Below are 16,875 nucleotides of genomic sequence, written 5' to 3' on the forward strand. Positions count from 1 at the left end.
GGCCATTGGCCATGAAATGACCAGTCCCATTGGTTCTAGCACGGAAAAAAACACTTTGCGTTGTTCGGCCGGATATTGGCGCTGGTTGGCCGTCGCTCCCATCGATCTGCATAAATCAAGCGAATGGTCGCAGACAAAGCCAGGCAAAGCCTCTAGATTGCGCATCACTCAGCGTTCGGTCGGTGCTGCCAAGGTAGGCGCCACCGCAGTAGGCCGCACGCGGACAACAACATGGAGACCTTGCCGTGCAGCCCAATCAGCAAGCCGCGAATGCCTGGCGCATTCTGTTCCTGCTCTTCCTGGCCAACCTGTTCAACTTCTTCGATCGCACCATTCCCGCCATCATCATCGAGCCGATCCGCCTGGAGTGGGGCCTGAGCGACCTGCAGCTCGGCCTGATCGGTACCGCGTTCACCATCGTCTACGCGTTGGCCGGCGTCCCGCTCGGACGCATGGCCGACACCGGCGCCCGGCGCAAGATCATGGGCTGGGGCCTGGCGGCCTGGAGCGGCCTGACGGCGCTCAACGGCATGGCCTGGAACTTCTGGAGCTTCCTGCTGATTCGCATGGGCGTCGGCATCGGCGAGGCCAGCTACGCCCCGGCGGCCAACTCGCTGATCGGCGATCTGTTCCCCGCGCACAAGCGCGCACGGGCCATGGGCATCTTCATGCTCGGCCTGCCACTGGGCCTGCTGCTGGCATTCTTCAGCATCGGCGCCATGGTGCAGGCCTTCGGCAGCTGGCGGGCGCCGTTTCTCATCGCGGCGCTGCCGGGGCTGATTCTCGCGCTGTTCCTGTTCTTCATCCGCGAGCCGGCGCGGGGCGCTGCGGAAAGCATGCCGGTCAGCAGCGCCGCGGTGCAGCAACCGCTGCGCAAGGTGCTGGCGATCCGCACCTTCTGGTGGCTGGTGCTGGCGGGGCTGGCGTTCAATTTCGCCGCCTATGCCTGCAATGCCTTCATGGTGCCGATGCTGCAGCGCTATTTCGGCCTGGGCCTGCAGCAGGCGGCGATGGCCACCGGGGTGATCGTCGGGCTGACCGGGCTGGTCGGCCTGACACTGGGCGGCTGGGTGGCGGACAAGGTGCACCAGCGCTGGGCCAATGGCCGTCTGTTGTTCGCCGCGCTGAGCATGCTGGTGGCCTGCCTCTGCAGCACGTGGGCGCTGACTGCGGGACGCATCGATACGGCGCTGTTCGTCGCGGTGTTCAGCCTCGGCTGGCTGTTCTCCTACAACTTCTACACCTGCGTTTACACGGCGATCCAGGATGTGATCGAGCCGCGTCTGCGTGCCACGGCCATGGCGCTGTTCTTCGCCGGCCTGTACCTGCTGGGCGGAGGGCTGGGGCCACTGGCGGTGGGCTGGCTGTCGGATCACTACGCGCAGGCGGCGATGCAGGCCGCTGGCGCCAGCGAGATGACCGAGGCCTTCAAGGCCGTCGGCCTGCATGATGCGATGTTGCTGATCCCGGTGGCGCTGCTGCTGACGCTGCTGGCATTGCTGCAGGCTGCGCGCTGCTTCCAGATGGACGCCGTGCGCATGCGCGAGGGCCTGGGCGGGGCGGTGCCGGCCTGAGACAGAAGCTGCGCGCAGCGCACCCGGCAGACTGGCGCATCCGTGGATGCGCCATGCAGGGCTGTCGCCGGATGCCTCAGGGCACCAGGAGGATCTTGCCGTCCCGCTCGCCGCTGGCGGCAGCGGCCACGGCATCCTTGATGTGTTCCAGGTCGTAGGTCGCCGCGACACGGGTCTTCAGCTTGCCGCTGGCGATCAGCTGCACCAGTTCGCCGAACACCTTCATCTGCTGCGTCGGGCTGGCCTGCTGGAACCACTTGGCCAGCCAGAAGCCGCGCAGCGTCACGTCACGGAACACGAATGAGGCCGGCGACACCTGGCAGGCCTGGCCGCTCATCATGCCGTAGTTCACCAGCACGCCACCGTTGGCCAGGACGGCAGCCAGGTTGTCGGTGCTGACGCCGCCGACCGCATCGATACCCAGGCGCACCTCGGCACCACCGGTGGCCGCACGCACGCGCTTGGCCAGGTCCGGCCCGTCCACCAGCACCAGATCGGCGCCTTCGGCCTCCACGCCGGCGACCGCCGACTCGCGGCGTACCACGTTGATGGTCTTGAAGCCGCGCAGCTTGGCCAGCTGGATCAGGTAGCTGCCAACGCCGGAGTTGGCGGCGTTCTGGATGACCCAGTCACCCGGCTTGAGGTCGACGAACTCGCTGAGCAGCAGCGAGGCGGTCGGCGGGTTGACGGTGAGCATGGCCAACTGCAGCGGATCGGCGTCCGGCAGGGGGATCAGCTTGTCCGCCGGGGCATTCATGGCGCTGACCCAGGTACCGCTGCCGACCGGCAGGAGCACGGTCTGGCCAACCTTGAACTGGCTGACGCCGGCACCGAGCGCCTCGACCTTGCCGACCCCTTCGTTGCCGCCGACAGCAGGCAGCGGCGGCAGCATGCCGTAGGCACCGGTCAGCGTGAGCACGTCGGAGGGGTTGATCGGCGCCGCCAGCACCTTGACGCGCACCTGCCCGGCAGCAGGCTCCGGCAGTTGCAGGGCAACCGCGCTGATGACGTCTTGCGGCACCGGGCCGCGCTGTTGGTATTCGGCTTTGAGCATGGTCAGGGTCTCCAGAAGGCAGGCGCAGAAATGCGTGGAGCCAGTCTAGTCGCGATAGTGCACAACGGAGTGAATCGACCTGCATCCACTCTGGTGATGACTCCCGCGAGCCGTCTATGCTCAGCTGGACCGACAACGGGGACCGTGATGTTCAGATGGTGGGTAGCAGCGGCACTGGCATGCCTGAGCCTGACGGCGCCGGCAGATGTGCTTAACGTTGGCTTCGGCACGCACAAGCCGCCTTACATCTACGAGGGCGAGCGGCGTGGACTGGAGTACGAGTTGATCGAGCGCGCGGCGCAGAACGCCGGCTTCGAGGTCACCGTCTACTATGCGCCGATGGAGCGCCTGCACCTGATGCTGCGCCGTGGCGAGATCGACGCGATCGCCACCACCCACCAGCGCAGTGGCGTGAAGGCCTACTACTCGCAGACCTACATCTATTACCACAACGTGGCGGTGGCCCTGGCCAGCCGCGGCTATCGCATCGAGCACATCGCCGACCTCGGCAACTACTCGGTCAGCGCCTTCCAGCGTGCGCGGCTGCTGTTGGGCCCCGAGTTCGAGCGCATGGCCCTGAGCAACCCGCGCTACCGCGAGGAGGCCCTGCAGATCAACCGCAACCGCCTGCTCTACAGCGGCCGTGTGGACGTGGTGGTGGGCGACAAGCGCATCCTCCGCTACTTCAATCGCGAGGTGGCCGACCAGGTCGACGTGACGCAGGCGCTGTCCTGGTTCGAGATATTCCCACCCACGCCGTACCGGGTCGGCTTCCGCCTGGATCGACAGCGCCAGCGCTTCGACGAGGGCCTGCGCAAACTGCGCGAGTCGGGCGAATACCAGCGCATCGAGCAGCGCTACCTGGCGGACTGAAATCTGAGGAAACTGTTGCGCGGCTGCCGGCGGACAGGGCCTGTTGCACTATGACGCCTCGCTCGCCACCTGCATGGAGACGCCAGGATGCCGCTCAAGTCGCTCGCCACCTTCGCCGTGCTCGCCCTGTTCGGCAGCCAGCCCGGCCTTGCCGAGGAGCGCCAGCTGCCCTCCGAACTGGGGCCCGTGGACGTCGTTACCGTCGCCGAGGGCCTGCGCAATCCCTGGGCCGTCGCCGTGCTCCCGGATGGCCAGGGGTTCCTGGTCAGCGAGCGGCCGGGGATGCTGCGGCGAGTCAGCGCCACGGGGGAGTTGTCGCCGCCGCTGCGTGGGGTGCCCGGCGTGTTCGCCGTGGGCCAGGGCGGGCTGCTCGATGTGGTGCTGTCACCCGACTTCGTCGAGGATCGCCTCGTCTACCTGTCTTACGCCGAAGCCGGTGACGGTGCGGCGGGCACCGCGGTCGGGCGCGGACGGCTGTCCGCCGACAGCCGCGCGCTGGAGAACTTCACGGTGATCTTCCGCCAGCAGCCCAAGCTGTCCACTGGCACGCACTTCGGCTCGCGCCTGGTGTTCGACCAGCAGGGCCACCTGTTCATCGCCCTGGGCGACAACAACGACCGTCCCACCGCGCAGGCGCTGGACAAGCTGCAGGGCAAGCTGGTGCGCATCTACCCGGACGGACGCATCCCCGAGGACAACCCCTTCGTCAAGCGTGCTGGCGCCCGCGGCGAGATCTGGTCCTATGGCCATCGCAACCAGCAGGGGGCGGCGCTCAACCCCTGGAGCGGCCGCGTGTGGACCCACGAGCACGGCCCGCGCGGCGGCGACGAGATCAACATCCCCGAGGCCGGCAAGAACTATGGCTGGCCAATGGCGACGCATGGCATCAACTACTCGATGCTGCCGATTCCCGAGGCCAGGGGCAAAACCCTGGAAGGCACCGAACCGCCCCTGCATGTCTGGGAGAAGTCGCCGGCCATCAGCGGCATGGCGTTCTATTCGGGCGAGCGCTTCGCGGCCTGGCAGCACAGCCTGTTCATTGGCGCGCTGTCCGGCCAGGCGCTGATTCGCCTGCATCTCGATGGCAACAGGGTCGTGCGCGAGGAGCGCTTGCTGGAATCACTCAACGCACGGATACGCGACGTGCGGCAAGGGCCGGACGGCTATCTCTACGTGCTGACGGATGCGCCGCAGGGGCGCTTGCTGCGCCTGGGGCTGGCGAGCGAATAAGGCGGGGGAGGGGTGTCGGGTGCGCGAGGCGCACCCGCGAACGATCACTTCTTGCTGATGGTGATCTGGCGAGTGCCGCCGTAGGTCTGACCGCTTACACCCTTGGCGATCTGCTGGATCTCGCCACCGCCCTGCAGGAAGGCGGCAATCTGCGCCTCGATGGACTCGCGGGTTTCCACTGCTGGAGCCGGCTTGCTGACTTTGCTGGCGGACGACTTGACGCGAAGGGTGGCCATGACCTTGATCTCTTTTCGATGGGCGGCCGGCCATTATGCCTCAATCAGCCCCATTCTGCTGGGTTAATCGCCAATCAGTCACCTGTGCAAGGCCCTGGCAGGCCCCTGTTCACCGCCTTTAATGGCTTGTTTTCCAGCGACTTAGGCCTCGTAGTGACCGGCTGTCGAATGACTGCACGGCAGGCCCGGAGAGCCGCGAACTCGGGTAGAATGGCCGGCTGTTTTAGCGAGGTGGAACACGATGGCCGTAATCGGGCGGATGAATTCTCTACAGGTGGTCAAGCACACCGACTTCGGGCTGTACCTGGACGGTGGTGCGGATGGCGAAATCCTCCTGCCCAAGCGCTACATCCCCAAGGACACGCCGAGCGAAGTCGAGGACTGGCTCAACGTGTTCATCTACCTCGACAGCGAAGACAAGCTGATCGCCACCACCCTGAAACCGAAGATCCAGCTCGGCCAGTTCGCCAGCCTCAAGGTGGTGGACATCAACCGGGTCGGCCTGTTCTTCGACTGGGGCCTGCCCAAGGACCTGCTGCTGCCGCACTCGGAAGAGAAGCGCCCGCTGCAGATCGGCGACTACTGCGTGATCTACCTCTATCTGGACAAGCGCACCCGCCGTCTCACCGCGACTGCGCGGCTGGACCGCCATCTGGACCAGGTGCCCGCCGACTATCAGGTGGGCCAGGAGGTCGACCTGCTGGTGGTCGAGCGCACCGACCTGGGCTTCAAGGCCATCATCGACGGCAAGCACTGGGGCCTGATCCACAAGAACGAACTGTTCAAGTTCATCCGCAGCGGCATGCGCGAGAAGGGCTACATCAAGGAACTGCGCGCCGACGGCAAGATCAGCCTGAGCCTGCAACCGATCGGCCGTGAGGCCGCCAGTGGCCTCGCCGAGCAGATCGTCGAGCGCCTGCGCGAGCAGGGTGGTGTGCTGGCGCTGGGCGACAAGAGCCCGCCCGAGCTGATCGCCGAGCAGTTTCGCGTCAGCAAGGGCAACTTCAAGAAGGCCATCGGCGGGCTCTACAAGCAGGGCCTGATCCGCATCCACGACGACCGTATCGAATTGCTCGACAATTGAGCGCGTGGCGACTTGAGCGCGGGCGCGGCAACTCGCATAATGCCGGCGACTTGTAGCCGGTGTAGCTCAGTCGGTAGAGCAGCGCACTCGTAACGCGAAGGTCGTAGGTTCGATTCCTATCTCCGGCACCATTTCCAGCAAAGGGTTGGCTTCGGCCAACCCTTTTTCGTTGTGGCGCTGCAAAATCCCTGGCGTTGCTGTCCAAGCAGCTGTGACGATGGCTTGCGGGTTGCCGGCCTGGCGCCGGGCCTGCCCTGATGGGAGTTGCTCATGTTCGCACGTTCGCTCGTCCTGATCCTGGCTGCGGCCTGCGCCGGCGTTGTGCTGGCCGACGAGCCGCAGACCATTCGCGTCATCCCCAAGAGCTACATCAGCCCGGGCGCCAGTGGCAGCGTTTCCGGCTCGGTGCGCTACGAGCAGCACAATCTCTATGGCGGGCAGCGTCTGCCGCAGGGCAGCGTGAGGCAGGAGAGCCGCTACGGCAGCCAGTCCAGCGAGACGCGCGGCGGCATTCGGCAGAGCACCGAGTACCCCGGTGGGCTGATCATCGAGCGTCAGCCAGGCAGTGGCAGCTATCAGCAGCAGCGCAGCCGCTGACGCATCAGCGGTTGGCGGCGAGCTTGTCGGGGTGGCCCGGCGCGTCGGCGATCACTGCGCGATTGCGCCCCTCGCTCTTGGCCCGGTACAGGCATTCGTCGGCGCGCTGTAGCCAGCTTTCCCAATGCTCGCCGCTGTGCAGGATGGCCCCGCCGATGGACACCGTCACGCCACCGCCTGGGCTTTCCAGCTCCTGCTGTACGCTGCGCAGCAGGTTCTGCGCGGCCGTATGCAGGCCTTCGAGGCCGGTGTTGGGCAGCAGCAGGAGGAATTCCTCGCCACCGAAGCGGAACAGGCGGTCCTCCTTGCGCGAGCAGCGCTTGATCAGCTCGACGAAGGCCACCAGTACCTGATCGCCCACGTGATGGCCGAAGCGGTCGTTGATCTGCTTGAAGTGGTCCAGGTCCATCACCAGCAGGCCGTAGCTGTCGCTGTGGCGGCGATGGCTGGCCATGGCGATCTTCAGTTCTTCGTTCATGGCGCGCCGGTTGCGCGCGCCGGTCAGCGGGTCGTGGATGGCCAGCAGCTGCAGGCGGTCGCGCTGATTGCGGGTGCGGAAGGCGAAGATGAAGCTGAGCACGCTGGCCATCATGCAGGTGACCAGGAACGAGATCATCTGGTAGTGACTCTCGAACACGCTGCCAGGCACCAGCAATGCGTAACTGACCAGGCTGACCAACACCACGCTGGTCGCCAGCAGCGCCTTGCCGGGCGTGACCATGAAGAAGTTGAAGAGAATCAGCGGGTAGATCCAGAACAGGCCGTTGACCCCCAGGTTGATGGCGATCAGCGTGGCGCCGAGGGAGAACACGCCCGCCAGGTAGATGCCGGGCTTGACCGTGTCCCGCGTGGCCCAGGCGTAGAATACGGCGAAGAGGGTGGACAGGACGATGACCGTGTCCGCGATGCCGACCAGGTAGTTGCCGTGCAGCAGGCGATAGACGGCATACGGGGAGATGCCGATGATGCCGAACAGCCCCATCAGGGTGATGATCGAAAGCTGAAAATCATTGCGCAGGCGCTTCAGCAGGCGAGCGGTCTGGGTAGCCATAGCGTTTCTTTTCATTGTTGTGGACCAAGCATGCAGAGCTTCGACCGCTCATGGCAAGGGGCATTCCTGAGCAAAGTGCCAGTATTCCTGCCCTCGGCGAAAGGTGGCTCAGTGAGCGCGCAGCGATACTAACGGCTTGTTGCGTCGATAGCGGGCCAGCCGTTCGGCTAGTTCGGCCGGCAGCGGGTCGCAGTCGACGAATCCCTGGCGCTGATAGAAGCAGCGTAGCTGTGGATGGCAGAACAGCCAGATGGCTTCGGGATGCTGCGCCAGACAGGCGCGCAGCAGTTCGCCGGCCACGCCCTGACGCCGCAGCGCGGGCGCGACGAACAGGCCGGTCAGCCACTGTCCGGCGCTGACCGGGCGCAGGCTGAGGGCCGCGACGATGTCCTCGCTGCTCTGGGCGACCCACACCTCATCGCCTGCCTGGCCGCGCATGGGCGAGCGATGGCTGCGATAGAACTTGTTGAGCAGCGGCTGCAGCTCGGAGGGCAGGCAACGGTAGTGAGGGGTGGACATCGACCGGCACGGGTGAGGACAGGGCCTGCCATTTAACCGCAGATTTTGGTTAACGACTGCGCATTTGCGCCCTGTCGGTCCGTGACAGCTCTCCGGCAGCACCGCATCATGAGCGCGCTCGTCCATCGCTCAAGGATTCCCGCGTGTCCCGACCGTCGCCCCCCACCATCGTGTTCGCCGCACAGAGTTCGGCCGGGCGGGTGCGTACGCACAACGAAGATGCGCTGGCCTGTCGGCCTGAACTCGGCCTCTGGGCCGTTGCCGACGGCATGGGCGGGCACGCCAGTGGCGAGGTGGCCAGTGCCAGGGCGCTCGATGGCCTGATCGCCGCCTTGGAGCAGGGGCAGACACTGGAGGCGGCGGTGCAGGCTGCCCACCAGGCCGTGCTGGCCGCCGCCGCGTCCAGCGATGGCGCGGCGGACATGGGCAGCACCCTGGTGGCGGTGCGCATGCAGGGCGATGCCTTCGAGCTGGCCTGGATCGGCGACAGCCGCGCCTATCGCATCGCCGCTGACCGCATCGAGCAGCTCAGCCACGATCACAGCTGGGTGCAGGTGATGATCGACGCCGGCCAGCTGAGCGTCGAGGAGGCGCGCGAGCATCCACGGCGCAACCTGATCCTGCAATGCCTCGGCCAGGGTGAGCCGGTGCTCGACGTCGGCCTGCTGCATGGTCACCTGGCGGCCGATGAACTGTTGCTGCTGTGCAGCGATGGCCTGACCTGCGAGCTGGATGACCCGGCCATCCAGCACTGCTGCGCCGAGTCGGCCACCCTGGAGGCGATGGTCGAACAGTTGCTGGGGCTGGCAAATGGCCATGGCGGTAGAGACAATATCAGCTGCATCGTCCTCGGCCTCGCTGCGCCTACCTCGCCCTGCGAGGCGCCGGCGCGCAGCCTGCTGAGCAAACTGTTCAAATTCCGTCAATCCTGAGTGCCAGTCGAGCCGTATGAACCAGCCTTCGATCAACGTACCCGGTTACAGCATTCATGGTCGCCTGGGCAAGGGAGGCATGGCGGAGGTCTACCTGGCCACCGAAGAGGCCCTGCAGCGCCAGGTGGCGCTGAAGGTGCTGCTGCATCGCGAGGATGAGGAATTCACCCAGCGTTTCATCAAGGAAGGCCACATCGTCGCCTCCTTGCAGCATCCGTCGATCATTACCATCTACCGCATCGACCAGCTGGCCGATGGCCGCCACTTCCTGGCCATGGAGTACCTGGCCGGTGGCGACCTGGCCCAGTACAAGGGGCAGCGCCTGGAGCCCGCGCGGGCCTTGCGCATCGTCCGGCAGATCGCCAGCGCCCTGGTCGTGGTGCACGACAAGGGGCTGGTGCACCGCGACATCAAGCCCGGCAACATCCTGTTCCGCGACGACGGCACGGCGGTGCTCACCGATTTCGGCGTGGCCAAGGCGCTGCAACTCGACAGCGACCTGACCCAGTCGGGGATCGCCGTCGGCAGCCCGGCCTACAGCAGCCCGGAGCAGGCGCAGTGCCAGGCGCTGGATGCGCGCAGCGACATCTACAGCCTGGGCGTGATCCTGCTGGAGATGCTCACCGGGCATAACCCCTTCCGTGGCGAGAACTACACCCAGACACTGATGAACCAGCTGCAGCTGGAGCCACCGCAACTGCCCGAGCCGTTGCGCGAGCTGCAGTGGCTGCTCGAACGCATGCTGGCCAAGGCGCCGGACGAACGCTTCGCCGACTGCCACGTGCTGCTGGCCAGCCTGGACGAGCTGCAGGATGCCGAACAGGAGCTGACGCGCATGACGCCGGCAGTCAAGGCGCCGCCACGCCAGGCCCGCCGGCGCTGGTTGCCCTGGGCGCTAGTTGGCGTGCTGCTGCTGGCGGGGGCGGGCGCCGGTGGCTACTACTGGCAACTGCAGCAGCGCATCGCCGGCTTGCTCGTGCTGGGCGAGGCGCGTCTGGCCGGCGGGCAGCTGCTGACCCCGGCGCAGGACAACGCCGACTACTACTTCCGCCAGGCGCTGCTGCTGGATGCCGACAACGCCCAGGCCAGCGATGGCTTGCAGCGCGTGCTGCAGGCGCGCATCCAGGGCTATCTGCAACTGGCCGAGCAGCGCCTGGCCGAGGGCCTGCTGATCCTGCCCGAGGACGACAGCGCGGTGCACTATTTCCGCCAGGTACTGGGCTGGGAGCCGGACAACCTGCTGGCGCTGGCCGGGATCAACCGCGTGGCGCAGCGCTTCATCGATCAGACCGAGGCGGCCTATGCGCGGCGCGAGTACAACCTGGCCCTGGAGCAGATCAAGCAGGGGCTCGAGGCCGAACCCGACAACGAGCGGCTGCTGGCGCTGTACGACGGCCATCAGGAGCGCGTGCGCCAGGCCGCGCAACCGGCTGCACGGCCGGCGCAGCGTTCCTCGCAGAACCCGATCAAGCGCCTGCTGAACAACCTTTTCGACTGAACCGAGGCATTGACGATGCTCAGACTGCAGTTCCTGGATAACCGCCAAGCGCCGGTCTGGTTGAGCGACGAGCGCCTGACCATCGGCCAGGACAGTCGCAACCAGCTGGTGCTGGGCGATGCGGGCATCACCAGTTTTCATGCCGAGATTCGCCAGCACCAGGGCTACTACTACCTGAGCGATGCCAGCCAGGGGGCCACCTGGGTCAACGAGCAGCGCATCGGCAGCCGTTTTCAGCTGCGTGACGGCGATCGCCTGCGCCTGGGCAGCGTGGAGCTGCAGCTGGTCGACCCAGCCAAGGCGAGCGTCAGGACGGATGCCCCGGCGCCGCGCTGGTTTCTCCAGGTCATCCAGGGCGAGCACCAGGGGCGCAAGTTCCACATCCACGGCTCGATGACCTTCGGCCGTTCGAGCAAGTGCGAGTTGTGCTTCAGCGACCTGGAGCTGTCACGCCGGCACTGCGAGTTCTTCCTCAAGGATGACGTGCTGGAGATCAAGGACCTGGCCTCGGCCAACGGTGTGCTGGTCAACCAGCAGAAGGTCAGGACCGCCATGCTGCAACCGGGGGACCAGCTGAAGATGGGCTCGGTGACGCTGCTGGTGATCGGCCCCAAGGTCGACGTCAGCGAGGAGCCCGACGAGGACGCCACCCAGTTCATGCGCGTCGCCGACCTGCCCAAGGCGCTGGCGGGCAAGGGTGCTGGCACGGCCACGCAGGCCGCGCGCCGCCAGGCGGGCGCGTCACCCGCTGCGGCCAATCCCCTGCGCGCCGCTGCCCAGGCAAAGGCCGTTGCCGAGGCCACGCCTGCTGCGCCCGGCAGCGCTCGGCTGTGGCTGGGCGGCGCGCTGATCCTGGTGCTCGGCGTGGTCCTTGGCGCGCTGTCGATGCGCCTGCTCGGCTAGACCGCCAGGCGCGACGATTCAGGCCGAGGCCAGGCGCCGGCGTTCGGCATGGATTTCCGGCAGGTCGCTGCGGCGCAGATAGACCCGCAGCGGTTCGCTGAGATTGACCCGGTCATCGATGCGCTGCTCCTGCAGCCAGGCCAGGCGCTGGCGGTCCAGGCGCATCAGCTCGCCCTCGGCTTCGTGCCAGACGTATTCGCAGGTGGGGGTGATGGTCTCGGCGGGGACATCGAGGCCGAAGCTGTCTTCGGAGAAACGCAGCAGGTACTGCCCGGTCTTGGCGTTGTAGCCGACGAAACCCTGCAACTGGTCGGCGGCCTGGCAGATCTGGGTGGACGTGATACTCATGGCAAACCTCGTTTCCTGTGGGGTTTGCAGGCAAGGCGAATGGTTCTGTTTATCGGCGCAGCCTAACCGCCGGGGCTGACGCTCGCGTTGCCGTGGATCAAGAAACCGCCGGGCGTCGAGGGTGGCCCTACAGGGTGCGCGGGTTGCCAGGCAGGCGTTGCAGGGCCGGCAGCACCTGTTCGCGCAGCAGCGGCGCGAGGTCGTCGGGCAGGGGCGCATCGAGGGCCAGCCAGCGCAGCTCTTCCAGCTCGGCAGCCGGTTGCACGGGGTGGGGCAGGCTGGCGCGGTAGATGTCCGCCTGCAGCCAGGTGTCGGCTTCGTTGGCAGCCGCCGCCTGGAATTGGCCAAGCGCGTGCAGCGCATCGGCGTCCAGGCGCAGTTCCAGCTCCTCGAACAGCTCGCGGCCGAGTGCCGCCAGCGCGTCCTCACCGGCTTCGCGCTTGCCGCCGGGCAGCATGAAGAAGCGCGTGTTGCGCTTGCGTACCAGCAGCAGGTGGCCGCGTTCGTCGAACAGGCAGGCGGCGGCGATGTGCAGGGTGGTGGTCATGAGTCAGGCAGCGGGCGTCCGGGGACGCCCGCCAGGCATCAGCCGGCGAGGCCGACGTAGACGTTCTGCACGTCGTCGTGACCGTCGATGGCCTCGAGGAAGGCTTCGACTTCTTCCATCTGCTCCGGCGTCAGGCTGGTGACCGGGTTCTTCGGACGGTAGCCGAGCTTGGCCGAGTTGACGGTGAAACCTTGCTCCGGCAGCGCCTTGCACACCGCGTCGAGGTCGGTCGGGTCGGTGATGAACAGGGTCGCGCCCTCGTCATCGGGCACGAAGTCCTGGGCGCCGGCTTCGATGGCGGCCAGCTCCGGGTCCGCGCCGTCGTCGCTGCTGGCCTCGATCAGGCCGACATGCTCGAAATCCCAGCTCACCGAACCGGAGGCGCCGAGCTGGCCCTTGCGGAACAGCACGCGGATTTCGGCGACGGTGCGGTTGACGTTGTCGGTCAGGCACTCGACGATCAGCGGCACCTGGTGCGGCGCGAAGCCTTCGTAGAGGGTGCGCTCGTAGTTGACCACCTCACCGGACAGGCCGGCGCCTTTCTTGATGGCGCGGTCCAGGGTGTCCTTGGGCATCGAGGCCTTCTTGGCCTGGTGGATGGCAAGGCGCAGCTTGGGGTTCATGTCCGGGTCGGCGCCGTTGCGCGCAGCGATCATGATTTCCTTCACCAGCTTGCCGAAGATCTTGCCTCGGGCATTGGCGGCGGCTTCTTTGGGTTTGGCTTTCCACTGGGCGCCCATCTGGGGTCTCCTGGCCGATAGGTGAAAAGGCGTCGGCACGTAAGCGCGGCCTGACGATCGGATAGGCTGCGGATTCTAGTGCCTTGCGCGCCTCAGGGCACCTGCAATTTCGCCTGGCTGTCGTGCCGGCGTTCGCGTTGCGACGCCGTGGCGCTTGCCTGGGCCGGCATGGCGGCAGAACATGGCGGCCCCGCGCAATCGTCAGAAGGAGTTGCTCATGCCGCGTTGGAGTCCGTTCATGGCCTTGTGGGTCGCCGCCACGGCGCAGGCCGCGCCCGAACAGGTGCCGCTGTACCGCGAGATCAAGGATTGGGTGGTCGCCTGCGACAACCTGCGCGGCTGCGAGGCCATCAGCGCTGCCGACGGTTTCGACTACAGGCCCCTGAGCCTGAACCTGCAGCGCGCTGCGGGGCCCCGGGCACCGTTGCAACTGTCCTTGCACTATGCCGAAGCGGGCGGTTACACGCCGCTGCAACTCGATGGCCGGCCCCTGGCGAGTGCCGGGCGCCTGCGCCTGACGGAAGAGGACGACGGGGCCGCGTTGCTGGCCGAGGGCGCCGATGCCCAGGCCGTGCTGGCCGAGCTGCGCAACGCCAGTCAGTTGCGCATGGACGGGGAGCGCGAGCACGAGGCGGTGGTCTCGCTCAGCGGCCTTTCCGCCGTCCTGCTGCTGATGGATGCCGTGCAGGGGCGGGTGGATACCCAGGGTGCCCTGTACCGCCCGGGTTCGCGCCCGGACAGCGAGGTGCCGGCTACGCCGCCAGCACCTGAGCTGCGCGCTCATCCCGGTGTCACGCCGCTGAGCGAGCACGAAAGCCAGGCCATCGCCGCTGCGGTGATGGCGCAAACCCGTGACCAATGGGCCGAGGAGGACATGGGCGGCGAGCCCGAGGCCGAGGCTTACGCGCTCAACGAGCGCGAAGCCCTGGTGCTGATCCAGACCTGGTGCGCGGCCTACAACTGCGATTTCGCGGTGTACCGCGTCGACCGTCAGGCGCCGCATGCGCAGCGCGATCTGCAGCTCGACCCGCTGCCGCTGGGGCATGACGGGCTGTCCGGGTGGGTCAGCTACGACAGCGGCGAGCTGGCCTACCTGTACAAGGGCCGCGGCATTGCCGACTGCGGCGAGGCCGGCAGTTGGCGCTTCGATGGCGCGCGCTTTCAGCTGGCCTCGTTCAGCTATCTGGGGCGCTGCGCTGGGCGCAATCCCGGCGAATGGCCCGTGCTGTGGCGAGTGGCCGAGCCCGACTAGAGGTAACGCCAGATCAGCTGCACGCCCGCCAGCAGGATGCCCAGCCGGGCGATGCGGTAGAACCACAGGTGGTTGATCCGCGATTGCAGCCACAGGCCGCTCCAGACCCCCAGCGGCACGATGGGGGCGAGCATCAGGCTCAGCAGCAGGTTGTCCCGGCTGAACTGGCCCAGCGCGGCGTAGGGGAACAGCTTCGCCGCGTTGGTCAGCAGGAAGAACAGGTTGACGGTGGCGACGAAACGCACCTTGTCCAGCTGCTGCGGCATCAGGTGCATCATCACCGGCGGGCCGCCGGCATGGGCGACGAAACTGGTGAAGCCGGCCAGCGTCGACAGCAGCGTGCCGCGCCCCTTGTGCAGCGGTCGTGGGGCCGGGTGGCTGACGATCAGGCCGAGGCCGACGAACAGGATGGCGATCACCCCGATCAGCAGGCCGATGGCGCGCTCGTCGAAGAAGCCGAAGGTCAGCGAACCGATGGCGATGCCCAGTGCCGCGCCGGGCAGCATGACCCTGAGGTTGGCCGTGTCCCACTTGCGCCAATAGGCCTTGAGGCCGACCACGTCGGCCAGGCAGAGGATCGGCAGCATGACGGCGACGGCCTGCTTCGGCGACGTCGCCAGGGCCAGCAGCGGCACGGCGAGACCGCCCAGGGCACCGCCGAAGCCGCCCTTGGACAGCCCGGTGAGGAAGATCGCCGGCAGGGCGAACAGCAGGAAATCGTGCAGGGTCATGGCGGGCCACGGGCAGGAGACGAGGGCGCAGGTTAGCAGGCGGGCGAGCGGCTGGCTGCGTGGCCGGCGCGAGATCGAGAACGGCGTGCCACGCACTGTGTGGTGTTTTTCGCTGCGTTCTGTGTCTGCCGGCCTGTCGCCTGCGCTGCTCTAATGGCCGCCCCCTTCATTCGAGGACTGTCTCCATGTCGCCCAAGGATCTGCTACTGGCGTTGCTGGTGATCGTCGTCTGGGGTCTGAATTTCGTGGTCATCAAGGTCGGCCTGCACGGCATGCCGCCGATGCTGATGGGGGCGCTGCGCTTCATGCTCGCCGCCTTTCCGGCGATCCTCTTCGTGCGGCGCCCGCAGGTGCCCCTGCGCTGGATGCTGGCCTACGGCATGACCATCTCGCTGGGCCAGTTCGCCTTTCTGTTCTACGCCATGTACGTCGGCATGCCGGCGGGCCTGGCGTCGCTGGTGCTGCAGTCGCAGGCCTTCTTCACCCTGTTCTTCGCCGCGCTGTTTCTCGGTGAGCGCCTGCGTGGCAGCAACCTGTTCGGTTTGCTGGTGGCGGCCAGCGGCCTGGCGCTGATCGGCCTGCAGGGCGGCCAGGCGATGACCCTGGCCGGCTTCGCCCTGACCATCGCGGCAGCGTCGATGTGGGCGCTGGGCAACGTCGTCACGCGCAGGCTGGGCAAGGTCAACCTGGTCGGCCTGGTGGTATGGGGCAGCCTGATACCGCCGCTGCCGTTCCTGGCCCTGTCGTTCTGGCTGGAAGGCCCCGAGTTGATCCTGCATTCGCTGCAGAGCATCAGCCTCGACTCGATCCTGGTGCTGGCCTACCTGGCCTTTGGCGCCACCATCCTCGGCTATGGCCTGTGGAGTCGCCTGCTGTCGCGTTACCCGGCCAGCCAGGTGGCACCGTTCTCGCTGCTGGTGCCGGTGGTGGGGATCAGCTCCTCGGCGCTGCTGCTGGGCGAGCGCCTGGGCAGCCTGCAGATGGTCGGCGCGTTGCTGGTCATGGCCGGGCTGCTGATCAACGTCTGGGGCGGGCGCCTGCTCGACAGCTGGCGCCAGCGCGCACCCGGCGCCGTCTGAACCGGCGTGCCGTCGTGGATCAGGCCTCCGGGCGCTTCTCTGGCAGGCGCTCGAGGATCTGATCCAGGCGTTGCTGGATGCGCTGATCGATCTTCTCGTGCAGACGCATGATCTCCAGCTCGGCCCGCAGGTTCACCTCGAAATCCAGGCGCGCGGCCACGCGGTCCTTCGCCGCCTGGCGGTTCTGGCTCATCATGATGATCGGCGCCTGGATCGCGGCCAGGGTCGACAGCATCAGGTTGAGAAAGATGTAGGGGTAGGGATCGAACGCTAGGCCGAAGTGCGCCAGCACATCGCTGTTGAGCAGCATCCAGCCGAGCATGGTCAGCGAGAAGCAGACGATGAAGGTCCAGGACCCGCCCACCGAGGCGACCCGGTCCGACAGGCGCTCGCCGAAGGTCGATTCGGCATCCGAGGCATCGGCCACGTCGCGGCTGATCGGGCGGCGCTGGCGTAGGGTTTCCAGGACGTGGGTTTCTTCCGGCTCGAGCTCGTGCAGGGCTTTGCCGAGCAGGTGCTGGGCGAGTTGTTGCAGAGGGTGCGGGGTATTCATCGGGCGCAGCTCGCGTGAGGGGATGGCGAGATGCTGAACCGGATGCGCGCCGCTGTCACCGGGGACAGCGCGGA

General features: G+C 66.9%; 19 protein-coding genes and 1 tRNA gene. 11 read left to right on the top strand and 9 right to left on the bottom strand.

Annotated features, from left to right (window positions below):
* Positions 1–245: 245 nt before the first annotated feature.
* Positions 246–1,574: an MFS transporter gene (locus E4487_RS04875; protein ID WP_175252824.1), complete on the top strand. Its 1,329-nt coding sequence runs from the start codon at positions 246–248 to the stop codon at positions 1,572–1,574.
* Between the two features lie 76 nt (positions 1,575–1,650).
* On the opposite strand, the gene E4487_RS04880 is transcribed toward E4487_RS04875, so the two are convergent.
* Positions 1,651–2,628: a zinc-dependent alcohol dehydrogenase family protein gene (locus E4487_RS04880; RefSeq protein WP_037056122.1), complete on the bottom strand. Its 978-nt coding sequence runs from the start codon at positions 2,626–2,628 to the stop codon at positions 1,651–1,653.
* 147 nt (positions 2,629–2,775) lie between these two features.
* On the opposite strand from E4487_RS04880, the gene E4487_RS04885 reads away from it, so the two are divergent.
* Both E4487_RS04885 and E4487_RS04890 read left to right on the top strand, forming a co-directional pair.
* Positions 2,776–3,501, top strand: coding sequence for an ABC transporter substrate-binding protein (locus E4487_RS04885; protein WP_175252825.1), 726 nt, complete (start codon positions 2,776–2,778; stop codon positions 3,499–3,501).
* A gap of 87 nt (positions 3,502–3,588) precedes the next feature.
* Positions 3,589–4,731: a PQQ-dependent sugar dehydrogenase gene (locus tag E4487_RS04890; RefSeq protein WP_175252826.1), complete on the top strand. Its 1,143-nt coding sequence runs from the start codon at positions 3,589–3,591 to the stop codon at positions 4,729–4,731.
* Between the two features lie 44 nt (positions 4,732–4,775).
* On the opposite strand, the gene E4487_RS04895 is transcribed toward E4487_RS04890, so the two are convergent.
* Positions 4,776–4,967: a hypothetical protein gene (locus E4487_RS04895; protein WP_013716575.1), complete on the bottom strand. Its 192-nt coding sequence runs from the start codon at positions 4,965–4,967 to the stop codon at positions 4,776–4,778.
* A 241-nt stretch (positions 4,968–5,208) separates the two neighbouring features.
* On the opposite strand from E4487_RS04895, the gene E4487_RS04900 reads away from it, so the two are divergent.
* From E4487_RS04900 to E4487_RS04910, 3 genes are all read left to right on the top strand, one after another.
* A complete protein-coding gene (locus E4487_RS04900; RefSeq protein ID WP_134677137.1) occupies positions 5,209–6,051 on the top strand; it encodes a S1 RNA-binding domain-containing protein in 843 nt (280 codons plus the stop codon).
* A gap of 55 nt (positions 6,052–6,106) precedes the next feature.
* Positions 6,107–6,182 (top strand) — tRNA-Thr (locus E4487_RS04905).
* Between the two features lie 139 nt (positions 6,183–6,321).
* Positions 6,322–6,648, top strand: a complete 327-nt coding sequence (locus E4487_RS04910; RefSeq protein WP_134677146.1) for a hypothetical protein — start codon at positions 6,322–6,324, stop codon at positions 6,646–6,648.
* A 4-nt stretch (positions 6,649–6,652) separates the two neighbouring features.
* On the opposite strand, the gene E4487_RS04915 is transcribed toward E4487_RS04910, so the two are convergent.
* Positions 6,653–7,699, bottom strand: coding sequence for a GGDEF domain-containing protein (locus E4487_RS04915; protein WP_175252827.1), 1,047 nt, complete (start codon positions 7,697–7,699; stop codon positions 6,653–6,655).
* Between the two features lie 108 nt (positions 7,700–7,807).
* Entirely contained in the window at positions 7,808–8,218 is a 411-nt protein-coding gene (locus E4487_RS04920; protein WP_175252828.1) for a GNAT family N-acetyltransferase, read from the bottom strand.
* Positions 8,219–8,361: 143 nt separating this feature from the next.
* Here E4487_RS04920 and E4487_RS04925 point away from each other — a divergent pair, with 143 nt between their 5' ends.
* From E4487_RS04925 to E4487_RS04935, 3 genes are read left to right on the top strand one after another with little or no spacing between them, the layout of a single operon-like run.
* Positions 8,362–9,150, top strand: coding sequence for a protein phosphatase 2C domain-containing protein (locus E4487_RS04925; protein WP_175252829.1), 789 nt, complete (start codon positions 8,362–8,364; stop codon positions 9,148–9,150).
* A 16-nt stretch (positions 9,151–9,166) separates the two neighbouring features.
* Positions 9,167–10,648 carry a serine/threonine-protein kinase gene (locus E4487_RS04930; RefSeq protein WP_175252830.1) on the top strand — a complete coding sequence of 494 codons (1,482 nt, stop codon included), beginning with the start codon at positions 9,167–9,169 and terminating at the stop codon, positions 10,646–10,648.
* A gap of 15 nt (positions 10,649–10,663) precedes the next feature.
* Complete coding sequence (locus E4487_RS04935) at positions 10,664–11,551, top strand: FHA domain-containing protein (RefSeq protein ID WP_175252831.1); 888 nt, start codon at positions 10,664–10,666, stop codon at positions 11,549–11,551.
* 18 nt (positions 11,552–11,569) lie between these two features.
* On the opposite strand, the gene E4487_RS04940 is transcribed toward E4487_RS04935, so the two are convergent.
* From E4487_RS04940 to E4487_RS04950, 3 genes are all read right to left on the bottom strand, one after another.
* On the bottom strand, positions 11,570–11,899 hold the full coding sequence (locus tag E4487_RS04940; RefSeq protein ID WP_152489303.1) for a DUF2025 family protein: 330 nt from the start codon (positions 11,897–11,899) through the stop codon (positions 11,570–11,572).
* 127 nt (positions 11,900–12,026) lie between these two features.
* Positions 12,027–12,446 carry an NUDIX domain-containing protein gene (locus E4487_RS04945; protein WP_175252832.1) on the bottom strand — a complete coding sequence of 140 codons (420 nt, stop codon included), beginning with the start codon at positions 12,444–12,446 and terminating at the stop codon, positions 12,027–12,029.
* Between the two features lie 38 nt (positions 12,447–12,484).
* Positions 12,485–13,186 (bottom strand): YebC/PmpR family DNA-binding transcriptional regulator, encoded by a 702-nt coding sequence (locus tag E4487_RS04950; protein WP_175252833.1) that lies wholly within the window; start codon positions 13,184–13,186, stop codon positions 12,485–12,487.
* A gap of 217 nt (positions 13,187–13,403) precedes the next feature.
* Between E4487_RS04950 and E4487_RS04955 the strand changes: the two genes are divergently transcribed.
* Positions 13,404–14,438: a DUF1176 domain-containing protein gene (locus E4487_RS04955; protein ID WP_257229338.1), complete on the top strand. Its 1,035-nt coding sequence runs from the start codon at positions 13,404–13,406 to the stop codon at positions 14,436–14,438.
* Here the strand turns inward: E4487_RS04955 and E4487_RS04960 are convergent.
* Positions 14,435–15,169 carry a sulfite exporter TauE/SafE family protein gene (locus E4487_RS04960; protein WP_175252835.1) on the bottom strand — a complete coding sequence of 245 codons (735 nt, stop codon included), beginning with the start codon at positions 15,167–15,169 and terminating at the stop codon, positions 14,435–14,437. The two genes, E4487_RS04955 and E4487_RS04960, sit on opposite strands and share 4 nt — an antisense overlap.
* A 185-nt stretch (positions 15,170–15,354) precedes the next feature.
* Between E4487_RS04960 and E4487_RS04965 the strand changes: the two genes are divergently transcribed.
* Positions 15,355–16,248: an EamA family transporter gene (locus tag E4487_RS04965; protein WP_150605972.1), complete on the top strand. Its 894-nt coding sequence runs from the start codon at positions 15,355–15,357 to the stop codon at positions 16,246–16,248.
* A 19-nt stretch (positions 16,249–16,267) separates the two neighbouring features.
* On the opposite strand, the gene E4487_RS04970 is transcribed toward E4487_RS04965, so the two are convergent.
* Positions 16,268–16,801 carry a DUF1003 domain-containing protein gene (locus E4487_RS04970; RefSeq protein ID WP_175252836.1) on the bottom strand — a complete coding sequence of 178 codons (534 nt, stop codon included), beginning with the start codon at positions 16,799–16,801 and terminating at the stop codon, positions 16,268–16,270.
* Positions 16,802–16,875: the final 74 nt, after the last annotated feature.

The sequence above is a fragment of the Pseudomonas sp. BMW13 genome (assembly GCF_013357275.1).
GTDB classification, from domain to species: domain Bacteria; phylum Pseudomonadota; class Gammaproteobacteria; order Pseudomonadales; family Pseudomonadaceae; genus Aquipseudomonas; species Aquipseudomonas khazarica.

Excerpts from the sequence above, each read along its gene's own strand:
- E4487_RS04880 (WP_037056122.1), bottom strand. The coding sequence starts at position 2,628 with ATGCTCAAAGCCGAATACCAACAGCGCGGCCCGGTGCCGCAAGACGTC.
- E4487_RS04885 (WP_175252825.1), top strand. The coding sequence starts at position 2,776 with ATGTTCAGATGGTGGGTAGCAGCGGCACTGGCATGCCTGAGCCTGACG.
- E4487_RS04890 (WP_175252826.1), top strand. The coding sequence starts at position 3,589 with ATGCCGCTCAAGTCGCTCGCCACCTTCGCCGTGCTCGCCCTGTTCGGC.
- E4487_RS04895 (WP_013716575.1), bottom strand. The coding sequence starts at position 4,967 with ATGGCCACCCTTCGCGTCAAGTCGTCCGCCAGCAAAGTCAGCAAGCCG.
- E4487_RS04900 (WP_134677137.1), top strand. The coding sequence starts at position 5,209 with ATGGCCGTAATCGGGCGGATGAATTCTCTACAGGTGGTCAAGCACACC.
- E4487_RS04910 (WP_134677146.1), top strand. The coding sequence starts at position 6,322 with ATGTTCGCACGTTCGCTCGTCCTGATCCTGGCTGCGGCCTGCGCCGGC.
- E4487_RS04915 (WP_175252827.1), bottom strand. The coding sequence starts at position 7,699 with ATGGCTACCCAGACCGCTCGCCTGCTGAAGCGCCTGCGCAATGATTTT.
- E4487_RS04920 (WP_175252828.1), bottom strand. The coding sequence starts at position 8,218 with ATGTCCACCCCTCACTACCGTTGCCTGCCCTCCGAGCTGCAGCCGCTG.
- E4487_RS04930 (WP_175252830.1), top strand. The coding sequence starts at position 9,167 with ATGAACCAGCCTTCGATCAACGTACCCGGTTACAGCATTCATGGTCGC.
- E4487_RS04935 (WP_175252831.1), top strand. The coding sequence starts at position 10,664 with ATGCTCAGACTGCAGTTCCTGGATAACCGCCAAGCGCCGGTCTGGTTG.
- E4487_RS04940 (WP_152489303.1), bottom strand. The coding sequence starts at position 11,899 with ATGAGTATCACGTCCACCCAGATCTGCCAGGCCGCCGACCAGTTGCAG.
- E4487_RS04945 (WP_175252832.1), bottom strand. The coding sequence starts at position 12,446 with ATGACCACCACCCTGCACATCGCCGCCGCCTGCCTGTTCGACGAACGC.
- E4487_RS04950 (WP_175252833.1), bottom strand. The coding sequence starts at position 13,186 with ATGGGCGCCCAGTGGAAAGCCAAACCCAAAGAAGCCGCCGCCAATGCC.
- E4487_RS04955 (WP_257229338.1), top strand. The coding sequence starts at position 13,404 with ATGCCGCGTTGGAGTCCGTTCATGGCCTTGTGGGTCGCCGCCACGGCG.
- E4487_RS04960 (WP_175252835.1), bottom strand. The coding sequence starts at position 15,169 with ATGACCCTGCACGATTTCCTGCTGTTCGCCCTGCCGGCGATCTTCCTC.
- E4487_RS04965 (WP_150605972.1), top strand. The coding sequence starts at position 15,355 with ATGTCGCCCAAGGATCTGCTACTGGCGTTGCTGGTGATCGTCGTCTGG.
- E4487_RS04970 (WP_175252836.1), bottom strand. The coding sequence starts at position 16,801 with ATGAATACCCCGCACCCTCTGCAACAACTCGCCCAGCACCTGCTCGGC.